The organism is Bradyrhizobium erythrophlei, from assembly GCF_900129425.1.
GTDB classification, from domain to species: domain Bacteria; phylum Pseudomonadota; class Alphaproteobacteria; order Rhizobiales; family Xanthobacteraceae; genus Bradyrhizobium; species Bradyrhizobium erythrophlei_C.
The window spans coordinates 4,884,980-4,899,714 of record NZ_LT670817.1 but is presented as its reverse complement, the minus strand read 5'-3'; the positions used below and the strand labels follow the sequence as shown (position 1 = coordinate 4,899,714).

Genomic DNA, 14,735 nt, shown 5'->3' with positions numbered 1-14,735 from the left:
AGGCGGCGAAAAACAGGTTGTTCCTGGCACGGAACCAGCGGTTTCCAGTTTGCGTTTCCGAGGTCCGTTGGCTTGGTCGGTGCTGCCATGTGTTCGGCCTTTAGGTGCGGTTCACTTGACCGCTGGCCATAATGCCCTCCGCGGATCAGGTCCCGACCAACAACTCGCATTCAAGAATGCTTTGGCACGAGTGGGTTGTCCTGATCGCCGAATCGACCGGCTCTGCATTACGTGCTGTTCGCCCTCCCAACCTACACATCACGCCGGTTGTTCGGCGCGATTTCGTTTATCGCGCAAGCGCGACGGGTTCCTTGTAGCTCTCGCCTCTGGCCATCATGGCCCAGACCATTCGGGCGATCTTGTTGGCGAGCGCGATAGCCACAACTTTGGTCGGCCGCCGCGCCAGCAAGGCCGTCAGCCAGGGCCGATGGTTGGTGCCATGGATCTTGGCGTAACGGATGACAGCAAGCGCGCCGGCCACGAACAGGCCGCGCAGATAGCGGTCACCTTGTTTGCTTATATTGCCGAGCCTGTTCTTGCCCCCACTTGAATGCTGTTTAGGAACCAGCCCAATCCATGCCGAGAAGTTGCGACCTGATCGGAAGGACTTTGGATCGGCAACGGCAGCGACCAAAGCAGTGGCCAGCACCGGACCGACGCCAGGAGCTTCATCGAGCCTCATGCTCATCTCGTTGCATCGGTGCCAGGCCCTGATCAGACGGTCGAACTCCAGGATCTGCTCCTTGATCCTGCGCAATTGAGCCCCGAATGCCAGGAGACACACGCGGGCCATTTCCGGAACCCGCCTGTCGCTTGGATCGGCGACGACATTGAGCAGTTCCTCGACACCGTGACGCCCGACCGGCGCAACGATCCCGAACTCGGCAAGATGGGCCCTGATTGCATTGATCACCGAGGTCTGCTGGCCGATGAACAGATGGCGGGCGCGGTGGAGCACCAGGCCGCTCTGCTGCTCGGCAGTCTTGGTCGGCACGAACCGCATGTTGGCTCTGGTAACCGCCTCGCAAATGGCCTCTGCGTCAGTCGCGTCATTCTTCTGCCGCTTGACGTAGGGCTTCACATAGGCCGGCGGCATCAGCCGCACGGTGTGACCCAGTGCCTGCAGCTCGCGCGACCAATGGTGCGCTGAGGCGCAGGCTTCTATACCGACCAGACATGGCGACAGCTTCTGGAAGAACGCCAGCACATAGCGACGCTTCAACTGACGGCGAACGACAGCTTTGCCGCCAGCGTCAACGCCGTGGACCTGGAAAACCGACTTGGCAATGTCTAAACCGATTGTCGTTATCGTCTGCATGGCTCGCTCCTCTGAATCGTGGGAGCACTAACAGCGCCAACATCCATGGCGCCGATGTGCCGGTGGAGGAGCCGTCCACAGCATCAAAAGCGGAAGCCGGTCGCGTACCCGGTGCGGCGACAGTGAGCGCGGGCAGCGTATCAGCCTAAGCCGTCGCACCGATCTCAACCCGGCGCGGCGGCTTTCGTATTTGCGGAACCCATAATCAACGACCAAAGAGGTGCGTGTGATGTTGACGTCAACTTTCGAAACCCGCTAAAGTAGTGCGGTGGTTGAATACGTCGCACGTCAGGTTGGGGAAGATGGTCGTTACACCGGCCTTGACGTTTTTGATTGTCGTGATGACGGCCACGCTGCGGTCTACGCTAGGAGGTTCGTAAGGGAGCGCGATGTTCATATCTGGTGCAGCGAGCGATTTGTTCTCAAGCTGGAGTGCAAGAGCCGATCTGGAGGACGCCCGTAACATCGCGATAGACCAAGTGACAATTGCCGTGCTTCATTTGCACGCACCGGATATGGCTTCCCTATACGTTGCCGACGATCTCCCCGAGCCATTTGAACGTCTGCTAGATCGCGCCACGGCCGCCGCCGGATCGCGAGACGATGCGGCCTTCATCGCTCGCTATCGCACCGCCCTCGCTGCATTGTTGGCACAGCAAAGGCCAACATCGGGACATGACCGCTCTTTATGTGCGAACGATTGCCGGTGTGGTCGGGCTCTGCCTCTGGGCTGGTTCGCTCGCGGCACCGGCCGCAACACGATGCGTAGGTGACACAGTCCTTTCCGGATGGAACGTGCTGCTGGCAGGCTGGATGGGGGCGTTTGGGGATATTCGGTTGGTTCACCAATCCGTTTCTGCTCTTGGAAGCAGGGCGCCTACTCCTTGAACTCCCCGCCTTCACCGACGTTTCGGCCTGGCGCGCACAAGGCAGCGTCAAGCCCAGCAGCAACTTGACGAGCGGCCTCCGAGCGCGATTCGAGCATCTGGTTCCTGAGAGTCTCGATACCGGCGATGAGGGCTCGTGACGATGTCGTACAGGGAAATGTCTTTGACGGGTTTGCTCATCAGTTCCCTGATGCATTCGGCCAGCGTGCCATTGAAAACCAGATAGCTGCGACCATGTCTATCTCCCGTCTTCGGAGTGTGGGGAAGAGCAGGCCGCGTTACCTAACTGAACGTACCGGCATGATGCGTTTTGCCAATTGATAGCGGGTCGATGTTGCACGACAAAAAAATGGCCCCGGTTAAGGGGCCATTTTGTCAGTAGTGATGATGGTGGTGGTGATGGTGATGATGGTGGTGATAGCCACCGGCCTGCGCGGTCGCGACTGGCAGAGCAAAGGCGACGGCAGCCAGAGCAGCTACCACGAAAGCGATCTTCCTCATAAATTTCCTCCCTAGGGGCGATTTGGTGACGCGGTGAAACGATGCCGAATAGGTTATTCATCGTCAAGCATAGTCTTATGAACGGCTGTTCAGACTGGGCAACTTTTCTTTCGGCCACAGCGGGCAACCGTGACGCTTGCCGCAAACAGGATTTGGCTGGCGCGAAACGTCGTCCGGATGCAATGGCAGCATTGCGAGCGACGGCTCATTTGCAGCGCCTGGCAGGGAGGTTCTCAAACCTGGGGAAAAACCTCGACTGCTTGCCAACGCTCGCTCAGCCAAACACCGCGTTGGGCAGCCATAACGTCAGGATCGGCACATAGGTGATGATGCCGAGCACAATCAGCAGCAGGATCAGAAACGGCAGGATGCCGCGGATCACCTCGCCGATCGGTGCCGAGGAAATGGTCGAGAGCACAAAAAGATTGAGCCCGACCGGCGGGTGGACCAGCCCGATCTCCATGTTGTGGGTGAAGATGATCGAGAAATGCACGGGATCGACGCCTAACGGTTTCAACGCCGGCGCCAGGATCGGCAGCACCAGGAGCAGCGTCGCGGTGACCTCCAGGAAGCAGCCGAGCACCAGCAATAGTCCGTTGATGATCAGCAGGAACTGCCAGGTCGCAAAACCGTGGCCGACCACGAAGGTGACAAGCTGGTTGGGGATGCCGGACTCCGTCATCCAGTGGCCGAAGGCGAGCGCGGTGGCCACGATCAGCATGATGGTGCCGGCGCTGCGGATGCCATCGGTGATTACCTGCAGCGTCTGCGTCCAGTGAAAGCCGCGATAGAAGATCAGCGATACCAATAGCGCGACCGCCGCCGACAGCGCCGCCGCCTCGGTGACGGTGACGACGCCGCCATAGATTCCGACCGTGACCACCAGCGGCACCGCCAGCGCCGGCAGAGCGCGCGCGGTGATGCGCAGCCGGTCGTTGAGCGGCAGCGACGGTTCGACCGGAAAATTGCGTCGCCGCGCATCGTACAACACCCAGGCGGCGAACGCCGCGGCCTGTAGCAGGCCGGGCAGCACGCCGGCGAGGAACAGCCGCGGCACCGATTGCTCCGCGACGATACCGTAGAGAATGAGGGCAAGGCTCGGCGGCACCACGATGCCGATGGTGCCGGAGGCGCCGACCACGCCAAGTGCGAACGAGCGGGGATAGCCGCGCTCGATCATCGCCGGCACCAGGATGGTTCCCATCGCCAGTGCAGTTGCGACACTCGAACCGCAGATCGCCGCGAACAGCGTACAGGCCACAACGGTGACGAGGCCGAGCGACCCCCTGATGCCGCCGAGCCAAGCGGTGGCGACATCGACCAGCGCCTTGGCGACGCCGCCGGAGCGCATGAAAGCGGCCGCCATCACGAATAATGGCAGCGCCATCAGGGTGGTCGAATTGAGCTTGTTGATCACCATCTGCGCCGCGCCGATCAGTGGCTGACCGGTGGCGATGTAGAGGATGCCGGCACACATCCCGAGCACCAGGAAGATCGGCATTCCCGCAGCGAGCAGCCCGAAGAACAACACCAAAAACAGGAGGGTCAGCATGTGGGGACCGGCGATCCCTCTAGCGCGGGGGATGGGGGGCGGGCAGCCCGCTCGGCATCTCATCGTGCAGCACCTGGCCGACCGTCATCGTTTCGGGGTCGAAATACGAAGTAAAGCGAACCAGACGCATGATGTAGCGCAGCAGCATCAGCGCACTGCCGACCGGCAGTGCGAGATAATAAATCCACATCGGAAATTGCAGATCGGTCGAGCTCGTTTCATCTATCAGCAGCGAGGTATCGACGATCTGCCAGCCGTACCAAACCAGCGCGCCGCAGAACACGATGGCGACGAGGCAATTGAAGATCTCGACGAGGCGCAGGTATCGGGGCGACAGCAGGCGCAGCACGAGGTCGGGGCGGACGTGGCCGTCGCGGCGCACCAGCTGGCTGGAGACGATCATGATCGCCCAGATGATGAGGTAGACGATGACCTCTTCGGCGTAGCTGATGGCGCGCGCCGGATCGAAATAGCGTCCGATGACCTGAAGCAGCCCTATCAGCAATGCGACGAGGCCGAGCAGCCCGACCAGCGTCTCCTCGATCCGGTCCCACCATCGAAGCGCGACCGCAGCTTTGGGCCAGGCCACCGCTCAGCTGCCGCTGCTGGCTTCGGCCATGATGAGTTTGACCATCTCGGGCGAGACCTTGATCTCCTTCGCCATCTGGTCCTGCTCCGCCACCATCCGCTTGCGCTCCGCGGCGCTTTGCTCTGGCGTCGGATCGGAAAACTTGATGCCGTGCGCTTCGAGAGTGGCACGGGCTTTGGTCTGGGCGGCGGCCATATTGGCGCGGTAGGTCGGGACGTTCTGCGCCCAAACGTCGGTCATCATCTTCTGCTGGTCGGGGGAGAGCTTGTCCCAGAACACCTGGCTCAACAATGGAATGTATTCGGCGATGAACTGGTGGTCCTCCAGCGCGAATTTGACGCCGGAATCCCAGAGCTTGGCGCTGACCAGGCTTTCGTTCGAACTGACCAGCCCGTCGAAGGTGCCTTGCGACAGCGCCAGCGGCACGTTCGGCCAGGCCGTGGTGTTGGGGATCGCGCCGAGGAAGCGGGCGCGCCAGGCCTGGCCGGCGCCGCCCGAGTTGCGGATCTTCATGCCCTTGAGGTCGGCGAGGCCGGCGATCGGCTTATTGGCGCTGTACCAGTTCTGAAAACCGAGATCGAGATAGGGCCCGAGCACGTGCGAGCGCAGCTTCTGCTGGATCTGGGCGTTGAGGTATTGGCCGGGCTTGCCGTCGATGACGCGGTGAATGAGGTCGATCGGCTGGCCGTACAGCACCGGAAGCTGGAAACAATCGGCGTCGGAGACGATGCCGGTGATGGTCCAGCTGCCGGGCGCCGCCATCTCGACCTGTCCCTGGATCAGCGCCTTGCCGACTTCGAGATCGGGATAGAGCTGGCCGCTTTCGAAGATCTCGGTCTTGATCTTGCCGTTGGAGGCGGCCTCGACCTTGCCGAGGTAATCCTTCATCGAGACGTTGCGCAGATGCGAAGGCGCGGTGTCGAGCGACAGCCGCAGGCGCATCGGCTCATCGGCTCGCGCGGAGCGGACGAACGCAGGCGCCAGAATGGCGGCAACCGAGGCGAGGGCAAAACGGCGGCGTGACAGACGCGGTGTCATCGGATCTCCTCCCAGTGTGCTCAATTTCACCGGCCGGCGCCTCGAAGGGCTAAACGGCGGAGCCTTTTTGGCACAGCATAACCTCGCAGGCCCTCGATCGGCAACGCGCAATCGCGTCCCGAGGCCCAGGGCGGAGCGGGTCTATTCGTCGTAGGCGATCAAAATTTGCCAGTGCAAGTTCGGCTGGCCGGGCCGGGGCTTGCAGCCTCAAACGCCACCAGGCAACTCGACGCCGGCTTCCGTCAAGCCGCGAAGGAATTTGCGCACCAGGAGAATATTGGTTTTTTGGAGCTCGTGTTTGTTGCCGAAGCGGCGAAACATCTCACTGGCTGCGCACAGCATGTAGGCCAGGGAATGGTGCGAGATAGTTCGGATCAGATCCGAGGAATTTTCGTCCTCCTTGCTTGCAACCATCTGAGAGCTGCCGCGCGCATCATCGGCACGCGCAGCGAAGCTCAAACCGACCAAGTTCCAGTTCAGCTCTGTCAGCTTACCGAACGGCTTGTGATATGCGGCGGACCACATGACATTCATCACCGAGGCGGTAAAAGACGATCGCTACACCACCGACATCCGTTCCAGCGCCATCGTTACGGTAACACTGGCCCGCAAGCTTGCCGCGGATTGCTTTGCAGTTTCGATCCGGGCTCCGGCCGGACATTTGTATTCCGCCGATCGCTTCAACCTTTTGCTGACGGGTGAAAGTTTGAGTTCTCAGCCATAGCTGATGATCGATGCGAGCCGCGACCCTCGATCAGCGAAATCTTTGAGAACTCGCCAGTAGCGACGTGGATGATGCGCTGGCGGCTGAGCCGCGCGCACAGTGTCGCAGGCCTGCGTCTTCGCAAAAGACGGATCAGTTGCAGGGGTGCCTGCGGTGGTCCTCGCCGAGATAGGTCGCCGAACCCCGCCAACAGGCGTTCGTCGATGGGCCATCGTAGTAGGCAAAAGTGCCGGGCAGCAGACCGGGCCCGTAGTTGTGGTTGAAGCTGACGTCGTAGGGAAGATGATAGGGAACATGGCTGCGCGCCTGCCCTGGGCCGGGCATCGCGGCCAGTGCCGCCAGAATCGCGGCGGAGGCGAGAAGCTTCAGTTTTGTCATCCGGGTTCTCCTGATCTCGGGATGCAAGGGAGACATTTTAACCCAACCCGGGTTCCCAACCCATCCAGAATACCTGAAAAAGTGCGTCAAATCCGGCACAGGACGCAGATTTTCGCTCCCGCCTGGAAGCTTAGCGAATTTCCAACACAGTAAGGCCTGAGTTGTGCCGTCCGGTCCGGCCGGGAGGCCCGGCTTTCCGGCCTTCCCGACAGGCTCGATCCGGCCCCGACCGACCCATGCGCATCACGCCTCTCTCCCTGCTGCTGTTTTCGCTGCTGGCCGCGACGCCGGCGCGCGCCGATCTCCATATTACACGCGACCACGGCGGCTATATCGAGGAATACAAGGCAAAGTACCAGCGGATCCGTGCTCGCCACGAGCGCGTCATCATCGATGGCATCTGCAATTCGGCCTGCACGCTGGTGTTCGGCATCGTGCCGATCAACAAGATTTGCGTGACGCCGCGCGCCAGCCTCGGTTTCCACCAGGCCTATTACGACAAGGCCTTTACCTTCGGCATCAAGGTCACCAGCGCCGCGGGGACATCCGACCTGATGTCCAACTACCCTAACACGGTGAAGAACTGGATCCGCCGCAACGGCGGGCTGACCACCGAGATGAAGAAGATCAAGAACGGTGAGGATCTCTGGAAGATCGTCGACCCCTGTCCGGAAGATTTCTAGCGCATCCCACCTGCAACTGTGATCGCCGCGGAGCCGGTCAGCCCAGTATTTCCAGAGCGGCGGTGATTGAATCGAAGCGCTGCGCGTGCTGGATGCTCCGCTGGAGCCTGCCATCGGGCTCGCCGAAGGCGAGACCCGGTGGCAGCGCATGAGGATCACTCAACTGGGCCGCTGCATAGCATTGCTCCCCGGCAATTTCTCGTTCTCGAACTTCGCCATGCCATACCGCGCCAGCCGTTCCGCGCGAATGGGCGTTGCCGCATTGCCCATGATCGGGCACTGAGGGCAGCAATGAATCCTGACTTTGAAAAATTAGCCGCGCGCGCGGCGCCGACGATTTTTGTTGTGCTGTGGAGTACCGGCTTTATCGCCACCAAATACGCTCTGCACGGTGCCGAGCCGCTGACCTATCTTGCGATCCGCATGGCTTTTGTGGTCGGGCTGATGGCGATCATCGCCGCGATCGCGCGGCCGCAATGGCCGGACCGGATCGGCATCGCCCACAGCGTCGCCGCGGGCATTCTGGTGCATGGATTTTACCTCGGCGGCACCGCAGTCGCGATCGCCCATTCGATCCCTGCCGGGCTCTCGGCGCTGATTCCGGGGTTGCAGCCGATCCTGACCTCGACCCTGGCGAACCGCTGGTTCGGCGAGCGCGTCACGCCGCTGCAATGGGGCGGGCTATTACTCGGGCTCGCCGGCGTGGTGCTGATACTGCACAATCGTCCGATGAGCGGAGAGGCAGGCTGGGGCTGGCTGGCCTCCGGGGTTTCGCTGGTCAGCATTACCCTGGGAACGCTGTACCAGCGGCGCTACTGCAGCAAGATCGACTGGCGCGCCGGCAATCTCGTGCAGTACATCGCGGTGGCGATCTTCTTCGCCGCCGGGGCGTGGCTGTTCGAAAGCAATGCGGTGCAGTGGACCGGCGAGTTCGTGCTGGCCTTGATCTGGCTCGCGGTGGTGCTGTCGATCGGATCGATCGGGCTATTGTACTGGCTGATCCGCCGCTCGGCCGCGACGTCGGTGGCCAGCCTGTTCTACCTGGTGCCGGCGGTGACAGCGATCATGGCTTACGTCCTGTTCGGCGAGCGGCTCGATAACGTTGCCATCGCAGGCATGGTCGCCTGCGCCGCCGCGGTCTTTCTGGTCAACCGGCGCATACGAGCCTGACGTGGCGTTTGTCCCGTGACAAAAGCCTCCGGCTCTGCTCCGGAGGCTTTTGAGTGCAAGCGTGTATTCCGCGAAAGTGGATACCGGTTTGGGATCAGAATACGCGCAAACCGATCGTTTTAGCGCTTCGACTTCTTGGCCTTCTTTTTCTTTTTGGCGACTTTCTTGGTGGCTTTCTTACCAGCTTTCTTGACGGCCTTTTTGGTCGATTTTTTCGCTGAGGATTTCTTCGCAGCCTTTTTGGCTTTTTTGGCCTTCTTCGGCATCACCTTCTTGGCGACTTTCTTGGCGGCCTTCTTGACCTTTTTGACCACCGTCTTGGCGGCTTCTTTTGTCGCATCGGCGGCGCTGCTGATCGCGTCTGTCGTCTGTTCCAGAATCGGTTTCTCGTCGTCCATATCATCCCCCAGGGTTTATCGGAGCGCTGACGATAGCGGGATTCGTCGCCCTGTTAAAGAGATGCCCTCCGTTCACCCGCCGCGGATCCTTCCATAGGCGGCGAGCGCGCGTTCGCGCCCCGACTTGTGGTCGATGATCGGCGCCGGATAGGTTTTGCCGAACTCCACGCCCGCAGCCCTGAGTTCGAACGACGTTGCGCTCCACGGCCGGTGGATGACGCTTGCAGGCAATCGTGCGAGCTCCGGCACCCAGCGTCGGACATAGCCGCCGTCGGCATCGAACTTCTCGCCCTGCAAAACCGGATTGAAGATGCGGAAATAGGGAGCGGCGTCGGCACCGGAGCCCGCAACCCACTGCCAGTTGGCGGGGTTGCTGCCGGGGTCGGCATCGACCAGCGTGTCCCAAAACCATTGTTCTCCGAAGCGCCAGTCGATCAGGAGATGCTTGACCAGGAAGGACGCCGCCACCATGCGCACCCGGTTGTGCATCACCCCGGTGTGCCAGAGCTGGCGCATTCCGGCATCGACGACGGGGTAGCCGGTTTGGCCATGTTGCCAAGCCCGCAACCCGTCCTCGTCGTGGCGCCACGGAAACCCGTCGAACGAGGGCTGCAGATTGCGCGTGGCGAGATCGGGCTCGTCAAATAGAAGATGGCGACAGAATTCGCGCCAGCCCAGTTCGCTCAGGAATTTGTCGATATCGCCCGACAGGGCAGGGCGCTCGGCCGCGGCGAAGCGCGCGGCGTGCCAGACTTGGCGCGGACTGACTTCGCCGAAGCGCAGATGCGGTGACAGCCCGGATGTGCCCTCGCGATCGGGCCGGTCGCGCTCGCTGGCGTAGCCCGCGATGCCGCTTTCGAGAAACGCTTTGAACCGTTGTTGCGCGCATATCTCGCCCGGTTTCCATGTTTCGCGCAAGCCGCCGGCCCAATCCGGACGTACGGGTTCGAGGCGCCAGCTTTCGAGTTCATCGCTGGCGAGGTCCGGACCCGAACAAAGTCTGTCAGGTGCGGGCAGAGGCTTGGGCGGACCGCCCAAGGCCAGCACCCGCCGCCAGAACGGCGTGAATACCCGTAAACCCCGGCCTTCCCGGTTGCGGATATCGGCGGGGGCGACCAGCAGGTCGCCGGGGAAGCTCTGCGAGCTGACGCCGATCTCCTTCAGAACCGCGGCGAGCTGATCCGCGATGGCCTGATGCGGGGCCTGTGCGATTTCGTTCCAGAACACCGAGCCAGCATGGGTCTCGCGGGCCAAGGCGGCGATGATCTTTGCCGTGGGCCCTTGGCGCAGCACCAGCGATGAGCCAATTGCTTTGAGATTTCCCTGCAGCATCCGGAGCGACTGCGCCAGCCACCAGCGTGCCGCGCCGCCCAGCGGACGCATGTTTGGCACGTCGCGCGCTTCATCGAACACGTACAAACAAATCACCGGCGCGCCGGTCTTCGACGCCGCATACAGGGCGGGGTGATCGGAAAGACGAAGATCGTCGCGAAACCAGACGATGGAGGGAGAATCGGACTTGCTGGCCATCGGGCGGGTCAACTCCGATGGCGCGCGTTAGGTCCGCGCATCGACGTTGCAACTTTGCCGGACCTGATACGTACAATCCGTAGACAGGCGTGCGACGCGCTGGAGGCCGCTCGTGAACCGTTAAGTTGTACTCTATCTGGCGCCGCTGATCGTGCTGGTCCCGATCGATTTCTGATTCTCGGGATCGTCGCCTCGCAAGTCGGCGACATGCGCGGCGATATCAGGCTTGCGCCGGCGATCCTGTTCTATCTGCTTTACGTGGCGACCATCCTGATTTTCGTCAGCGGCAGCGCAGCGGCAACACGGCAGTCGATGCCGCTGTAAGGCGCGCTGTCGGGCTTGTGGACGCGCTGCGGATCCAGGCTCCACTTTGATGGCTGCGAGCGGGTTCAGCCGCTACTTCGGCTGCGGCACGATCCGCAGATAGGGCTTCGGCGCTTTCCAGCCCTGCGGATAGATGGTCTTGGCCTCGTCGTCGGTGACCGAACCGGCAATGATGACGTCGTCGCCCTCTTTCCAGTCGGCAGGGGTCGCGACCCGGTGCTTCGCCGTCATCTGCAGCGAATCGATCACGCGCAGGATTTCCTGGAAATTGCGCCCGGTGGTCATGGGATAGACCAGCACCAGCTTTATCTTCTTGTCCGGTCCGATGATGAAGACGTTGCGCACGGTGGCGTTGTCGGCGGCGGTGCGGCTGTTGGCATCGCCCGAGGTCGAGGCCGGCAGCATGTCGTAGAGTTTCGAGACCTTCAGGTCGGTGTCGCCGATCATCGGGAAGTTCGGCGCGGCACCCTGCGTCTCCTTGATGTCCTCGGACCATTTCGAGTGCCTGTCGACGGGATCGACGCTGAGCCCGATCAGCTTGACGCCGCGCTTGTCGAATTCCGGTTTCAGCTTGGCCAGCGCGCCGAGCTCAGTGGTGCAGACCGGGGTGAAATCCTTTGGGTGCGAGAACAAGAGCGCCCAGCTGTTGCCGATCCAGTCATGGAATTTGATCTTGCCGTCGGTGGTTTCAGCCTCGAAATCCGGGGCCACAGCGTTAATCTGGAGAGTCATGTTACGACCTCATGTCATTCACGTTACAGGTGAATTTCGCAATTCCAATATAGGGAGCGGAGTGCTCTAAGTGAACTGCTCCGGCAAAAGGAGAAGATCCTTCTCCGGCATGGGGGGGATTCTAGCACCCCGTCTCGATCCGCGTCGCTGCGGCGAAAAGACCACAGCGCCGGCAAAAGCGCGTTGCCGCTATATTGCCGCTTGCGCGTCCCACCACCGGCGGACGAGTTTGCGACCCGCTGAACCTGAACCGTAACAGATGTCACAGCGACCAAACAGCAACCATCTAAAAAACTAACGACTCAAGTTTCGAATCGTTAACCACTCGTTTACGCCTGCAGCCGAATGCTGGCCCAGAACAAGAAACTGAGAAGAGTAACCTAACCCATGTCTGCCCCTATCGTTAGCGTCGCCGAACCGATCGAAGCGCTCGAACCCTCGAAGATTTCCTGCCGCAATACCGCGGCCCTTGCTCTCGCCGTCGTGCGAGATGGCGTGATCACGGGCGAGGGCCCCACCACCAGGGGCCGGGTGCATTTTTCCCGCGAGTTGGATGCCGATGACGCCGATTGGTGCGCGCGCATCCTGACCGCGTCTGCGGTCGAGCATCAGCCGGTCAGCCGGGCCGAAGCCGAAGCGCTGTTCGAGATCAACGACGCAGCCGCCGAGCGCAGCGACGACGGACGTTTCGACGACCTGTTGGCCAAGGCCGTCGTGCACCACGCGGCCTCCGCCTCCGGCCTGCCGGTGCCGCCGCGCACCGTGGCGCTGTCGCCAGAGACCGCGATCGAAAGCTGGGCCCCCACCCAGGCTGTCGGTGTCGATACCGAAGTGCTGGAGTGGATCGCAAGCCAGATGCGCGGCAAGCGCCGCAGCAACCGTACCCTGATGACATTGGTCGCCACCATTATCGGCGTGGCGACGCTGCCGATGGTGCAGCTGCCCAACGTCTTCGACATCGGGATGTGAGTTTCAGCTTCCAGCCGATAACAGCCTGAGCGGCGGGGTTATTGCCCCGCCGTTTTTTGTTTGCCGGCGTCCGCATCAAGCCCGACGGTCCGGCCCGGAAATCCCGCGACGTCGAAATAGCGCTGCGACAGCACGCGCTGGAATTTCAGCACCGTCTTCAGGCCGTTCGCTGCGGGCTTGGAGGTGATGGTTCCGTCAGCCGCCTTCGGGGTTATTCCGTTGGGCAGGGCCTCCGACATCACCCGGCCGGTCAGTCCGCCCGCGCCGATCGGGCGCAAATCCAGAAGTTGCGCGATGGTCATGCCGACGTCGGCATTGTTGACCGGCAGCGTATCGACGTAGCCCGCCTTGAAATCCGGCCCGATCGCCGCCATGAAATTCATGGTGTCGCCGCGGCCGAAGCTGCCATGCATGCCCTGGCCCTGCCGCAGCACGGTATCGGCGACTTCGACCGAACAATTGGTCGGCTCCTCGCATCCGGCGACGTAGGAACGGAAATTGACCACGATCGAGGGGGTGGGCGTGACCGCCTTGCCCTTGAGGCCGAGTTGCGACATCGGCAGCGTGCCGGGGAAGCGCCCGAACCTGTCGTCCACGAACAATCCGCTGACATAGTCCTGTTCCAGCAGTGCCTTGATGGTGCGATCCGCCAGCTTCTTGTCCTTGTTGTTCGGCAAGTAGATCAGGTCCGATCCGCCGTTGGTCGCCACCACCAGATCGGGCTTGGCGGGATCCTGCCCGAGCAAACCGTTGCCGGCCTTGGGATGGGCATTGTCGGCAACGCGGGCGTTCTTGTTATTGGGATCGAACAGCGGCAGATCGAGCGCTTTCGCAAGATCGATCGCAAGGAAACCCATCGGCAGGAAATCCTTCGGCGTGTCGCCGTAAGCCAGTTTTGCCGACGGGCTGGTCTTGCTCTCCTTTGAAATCGTCGAGAAGCCGTGATCGGAGGAGACGATGATATTGGTCGTGGCAGCGAGACCGAGATCGTCGAGCGCCTTGCGCAGCTGCGCCAGATTGTTGTCGGCATTCTTGATGCCGGCCATCGAAGTAGGGCCGTTGATACCAGGGGTCACGGTATTCAGGCTGTCGCCGGTATTGTGCTGGCTGCCGTCGGGGTCGCGCGACCAGAACACCAGCACGAACGGCTTGTTGCGCGCCTTGAACATCGGCAGCACGACCTTGGTAGCGACATCGGCCATGTAGGCCTGCTGCGCGGTGTTCGGCACCAGGGTGCCCGGCGTCGTGGCGTCGCCGGCCTTGGCGTTCTCGCCGCGCGAGGGGGTGGCTAGCGGGAGATTGGCTTTGGCCAATGCGGCCTGCATCTCCTGCGAAAGCGGCACGCCGTCCTTGCCACCTGTGGAATCGTCGATCACGATCGAATGCAGGCCATCGGCGCCGATCTTGTCGGTATGGTCGAAAATCAGGGTGGGACCGAGCTTGCCGATCGCCGCTGTACTGTAGCCTTTAGCGCGTGCCATCTTCAGCACGGTTTCCTCGTTCAGATAGTCACCGCCAAAATGCTCATCGACGTCGTGGAGCACCGGATCGGCCTCGAGGAACGGCGTGACGGTGCCGTCCGCAGAGCTGACCGGATAACCGGTATAGATCGTGTTGCTGAAATCGCCGGTATCGCCGAGGTAATGACCGGTGGCCATTGCGGAGGCGTTCGCGGTGGTGAAGGTCGGAAACAGCGAGTGCGAATTCCTGAAATTGATGCCCTTATCGCGGACCTCAGCCATCGCAGGCGCGGTCTCGGGCGTGACGATGCGGCCGCGTAATCCGTCGGGCACGAACAAGATCAGATTGTGGGGGGTGCTGTTCTGGGCTGACGCCATCCCGGTGGACAGCAGCATCAGACCCGCGGACAGCAACACGATTGAGCGGCGCATTAAAATCTCCCCGTGAGAAGCAGCTTCGGCCTGGACCGTTGGCCCTGTTT

At 61.7% G+C, this 14,735-nt stretch carries 16 protein-coding genes; 6 read left to right on the top strand and 10 right to left on the bottom strand.

Features of this window, described 5'->3' with window-relative positions; all coding sequences use genetic code 11:
- Positions 1–286 precede the first annotated feature (286 nt).
- Positions 287–1,318, bottom strand: coding sequence for an IS110 family transposase (locus tag B5527_RS23455; RefSeq protein WP_079603660.1), 1,032 nt, complete (start codon positions 1,316–1,318; stop codon positions 287–289).
- Positions 1,319–2,577: 1,259 nt separating this feature from the next.
- Between B5527_RS23455 and B5527_RS44370 the strand changes: the two genes are divergently transcribed.
- Entirely contained in the window at positions 2,578–2,721 is a 144-nt protein-coding gene (locus B5527_RS44370; protein WP_154072464.1) for a hypothetical protein, read from the top strand.
- Positions 2,722–2,980: 259 nt separating this feature from the next.
- On the opposite strand, the gene B5527_RS23435 is transcribed toward B5527_RS44370, so the two are convergent.
- The 4 genes from B5527_RS23435 to B5527_RS23420 all read right to left on the bottom strand — a co-directional run bounded on the left by B5527_RS23435 (position 2,981) and on the right by B5527_RS23420 (position 6,410).
- Positions 2,981–4,258, bottom strand: a complete 1,278-nt coding sequence (locus B5527_RS23435; protein ID WP_079603656.1) for a TRAP transporter large permease — start codon at positions 4,256–4,258, stop codon at positions 2,981–2,983.
- A 19-nt stretch (positions 4,259–4,277) separates the two neighbouring features.
- Positions 4,278–4,847 carry a TRAP transporter small permease gene (locus B5527_RS23430; protein ID WP_079603655.1) on the bottom strand — a complete coding sequence of 190 codons (570 nt, stop codon included), beginning with the start codon at positions 4,845–4,847 and terminating at the stop codon, positions 4,278–4,280.
- Positions 4,848–4,850: 3 nt separating this feature from the next.
- Positions 4,851–5,885 (bottom strand): TRAP transporter substrate-binding protein DctP, encoded by a 1,035-nt coding sequence (gene dctP / locus B5527_RS23425; protein WP_079603654.1) that lies wholly within the window; start codon positions 5,883–5,885, stop codon positions 4,851–4,853.
- 207 nt (positions 5,886–6,092) lie between these two features.
- Positions 6,093–6,410 carry a hypothetical protein gene (locus B5527_RS23420; protein WP_245332229.1) on the bottom strand — a complete coding sequence of 106 codons (318 nt, stop codon included), beginning with the start codon at positions 6,408–6,410 and terminating at the stop codon, positions 6,093–6,095.
- Between B5527_RS23420 and B5527_RS23415 the strand changes: the two genes are divergently transcribed.
- Positions 6,409–6,609 carry a hypothetical protein gene (locus B5527_RS23415; RefSeq protein ID WP_079603653.1) on the top strand — a complete coding sequence of 67 codons (201 nt, stop codon included), beginning with the start codon at positions 6,409–6,411 and terminating at the stop codon, positions 6,607–6,609. The genes B5527_RS23420 and B5527_RS23415 overlap by 2 nt on opposite strands.
- A gap of 132 nt (positions 6,610–6,741) precedes the next feature.
- Here B5527_RS23415 and B5527_RS23410 read toward each other — a convergent pair whose 3' ends face one another.
- Positions 6,742–6,987, bottom strand: a complete 246-nt coding sequence (locus B5527_RS23410) for a hypothetical protein (RefSeq protein ID WP_079603652.1) — start codon at positions 6,985–6,987, stop codon at positions 6,742–6,744.
- Positions 6,988–7,223: 236 nt separating this feature from the next.
- Here B5527_RS23410 and B5527_RS23405 point away from each other — a divergent pair, with 236 nt between their 5' ends.
- Both B5527_RS23405 and B5527_RS23395 read left to right on the top strand, forming a co-directional pair.
- Entirely contained in the window at positions 7,224–7,670 is a 447-nt protein-coding gene (locus B5527_RS23405) for a hypothetical protein (protein ID WP_079603651.1), read from the top strand.
- 291 nt (positions 7,671–7,961) lie between these two features.
- On the top strand, positions 7,962–8,840 hold the full coding sequence (locus B5527_RS23395) for a DMT family transporter (protein ID WP_079603649.1): 879 nt from the start codon (positions 7,962–7,964) through the stop codon (positions 8,838–8,840).
- Between the two features lie 119 nt (positions 8,841–8,959).
- Here the strand turns inward: B5527_RS23395 and B5527_RS23390 are convergent, their stop codons facing one another.
- Complete coding sequence (locus tag B5527_RS23390) at positions 8,960–9,238, bottom strand: histone (RefSeq protein ID WP_079603648.1); 279 nt, start codon at positions 9,236–9,238, stop codon at positions 8,960–8,962.
- 72 nt (positions 9,239–9,310) lie between these two features.
- A complete protein-coding gene (locus B5527_RS23385) occupies positions 9,311–10,768 on the bottom strand; it encodes a cryptochrome/photolyase family protein (protein WP_079603647.1) in 1,458 nt (485 codons plus the stop codon).
- A gap of 207 nt (positions 10,769–10,975) precedes the next feature.
- On the opposite strand from B5527_RS23385, the gene B5527_RS45785 reads away from it, so the two are divergent.
- Positions 10,976–11,092, top strand: coding sequence for a DUF2177 family protein (locus B5527_RS45785; protein ID WP_154072462.1), 117 nt, complete (start codon positions 10,976–10,978; stop codon positions 11,090–11,092).
- Positions 11,093–11,164: 72 nt separating this feature from the next.
- On the opposite strand, the gene B5527_RS23380 is transcribed toward B5527_RS45785, so the two are convergent.
- Positions 11,165–11,824, bottom strand: a complete 660-nt coding sequence (locus tag B5527_RS23380) for a peroxiredoxin (protein ID WP_079603646.1) — start codon at positions 11,822–11,824, stop codon at positions 11,165–11,167.
- A 387-nt stretch (positions 11,825–12,211) separates the two neighbouring features.
- On the opposite strand from B5527_RS23380, the gene B5527_RS23375 reads away from it, so the two are divergent.
- The gene (locus B5527_RS23375) at positions 12,212–12,793 is read left to right on the top strand and encodes a hypothetical protein (protein ID WP_079603645.1); all 582 of its coding nucleotides are present in this window, start codon (positions 12,212–12,214) and stop codon (positions 12,791–12,793) included.
- A 38-nt stretch (positions 12,794–12,831) separates the two neighbouring features.
- On the opposite strand, the gene B5527_RS23370 is transcribed toward B5527_RS23375, so the two are convergent.
- The gene (locus tag B5527_RS23370) at positions 12,832–14,685 is read right to left on the bottom strand and encodes an alkaline phosphatase family protein (protein WP_079603644.1); all 1,854 of its coding nucleotides are present in this window, start codon (positions 14,683–14,685) and stop codon (positions 12,832–12,834) included.
- Between the last annotated feature and the right edge of the window lie 50 nt (positions 14,686–14,735).

What these genes read in the sequence shown, in the direction of transcription:
- B5527_RS23455 (WP_079603660.1), bottom strand. Translation starts at nt 1,318, where the DNA reads ATGCAGACGATAACGACAATCGGTTTAGACATTGCCAAGTCGGTTTTC.
- B5527_RS23435 (WP_079603656.1), bottom strand. Translation starts at nt 4,258, where the DNA reads ATGCTGACCCTCCTGTTTTTGGTGTTGTTCTTCGGGCTGCTCGCTGCG.
- dctP (WP_079603654.1), bottom strand. Translation starts at nt 5,885, where the DNA reads ATGACACCGCGTCTGTCACGCCGCCGTTTTGCCCTCGCCTCGGTTGCC.
- B5527_RS23415 (WP_079603653.1), top strand. Translation starts at nt 6,409, where the DNA reads ATGACATTCATCACCGAGGCGGTAAAAGACGATCGCTACACCACCGAC.
- B5527_RS23420 (WP_245332229.1), bottom strand. Translation starts at nt 6,410, where the DNA reads ATGTGGTCCGCCGCATATCACAAGCCGTTCGGTAAGCTGACAGAGCTG.
- B5527_RS23410 (WP_079603652.1), bottom strand. Translation starts at nt 6,987, where the DNA reads ATGACAAAACTGAAGCTTCTCGCCTCCGCCGCGATTCTGGCGGCACTG.
- B5527_RS23405 (WP_079603651.1), top strand. Translation starts at nt 7,224, where the DNA reads ATGCGCATCACGCCTCTCTCCCTGCTGCTGTTTTCGCTGCTGGCCGCG.
- B5527_RS23395 (WP_079603649.1), top strand. Translation starts at nt 7,962, where the DNA reads ATGAATCCTGACTTTGAAAAATTAGCCGCGCGCGCGGCGCCGACGATT.
- B5527_RS23390 (WP_079603648.1), bottom strand. Translation starts at nt 9,238, where the DNA reads ATGGACGACGAGAAACCGATTCTGGAACAGACGACAGACGCGATCAGC.
- B5527_RS23385 (WP_079603647.1), bottom strand. Translation starts at nt 10,768, where the DNA reads ATGGCCAGCAAGTCCGATTCTCCCTCCATCGTCTGGTTTCGCGACGAT.
- B5527_RS45785 (WP_154072462.1), top strand. Translation starts at nt 10,976, where the DNA reads ATGCGCGGCGATATCAGGCTTGCGCCGGCGATCCTGTTCTATCTGCTT.
- B5527_RS23380 (WP_079603646.1), bottom strand. Translation starts at nt 11,824, where the DNA reads ATGACTCTCCAGATTAACGCTGTGGCCCCGGATTTCGAGGCTGAAACC.
- B5527_RS23375 (WP_079603645.1), top strand. Translation starts at nt 12,212, where the DNA reads ATGTCTGCCCCTATCGTTAGCGTCGCCGAACCGATCGAAGCGCTCGAA.
- B5527_RS23370 (WP_079603644.1), bottom strand. Translation starts at nt 14,685, where the DNA reads ATGCGCCGCTCAATCGTGTTGCTGTCCGCGGGTCTGATGCTGCTGTCC.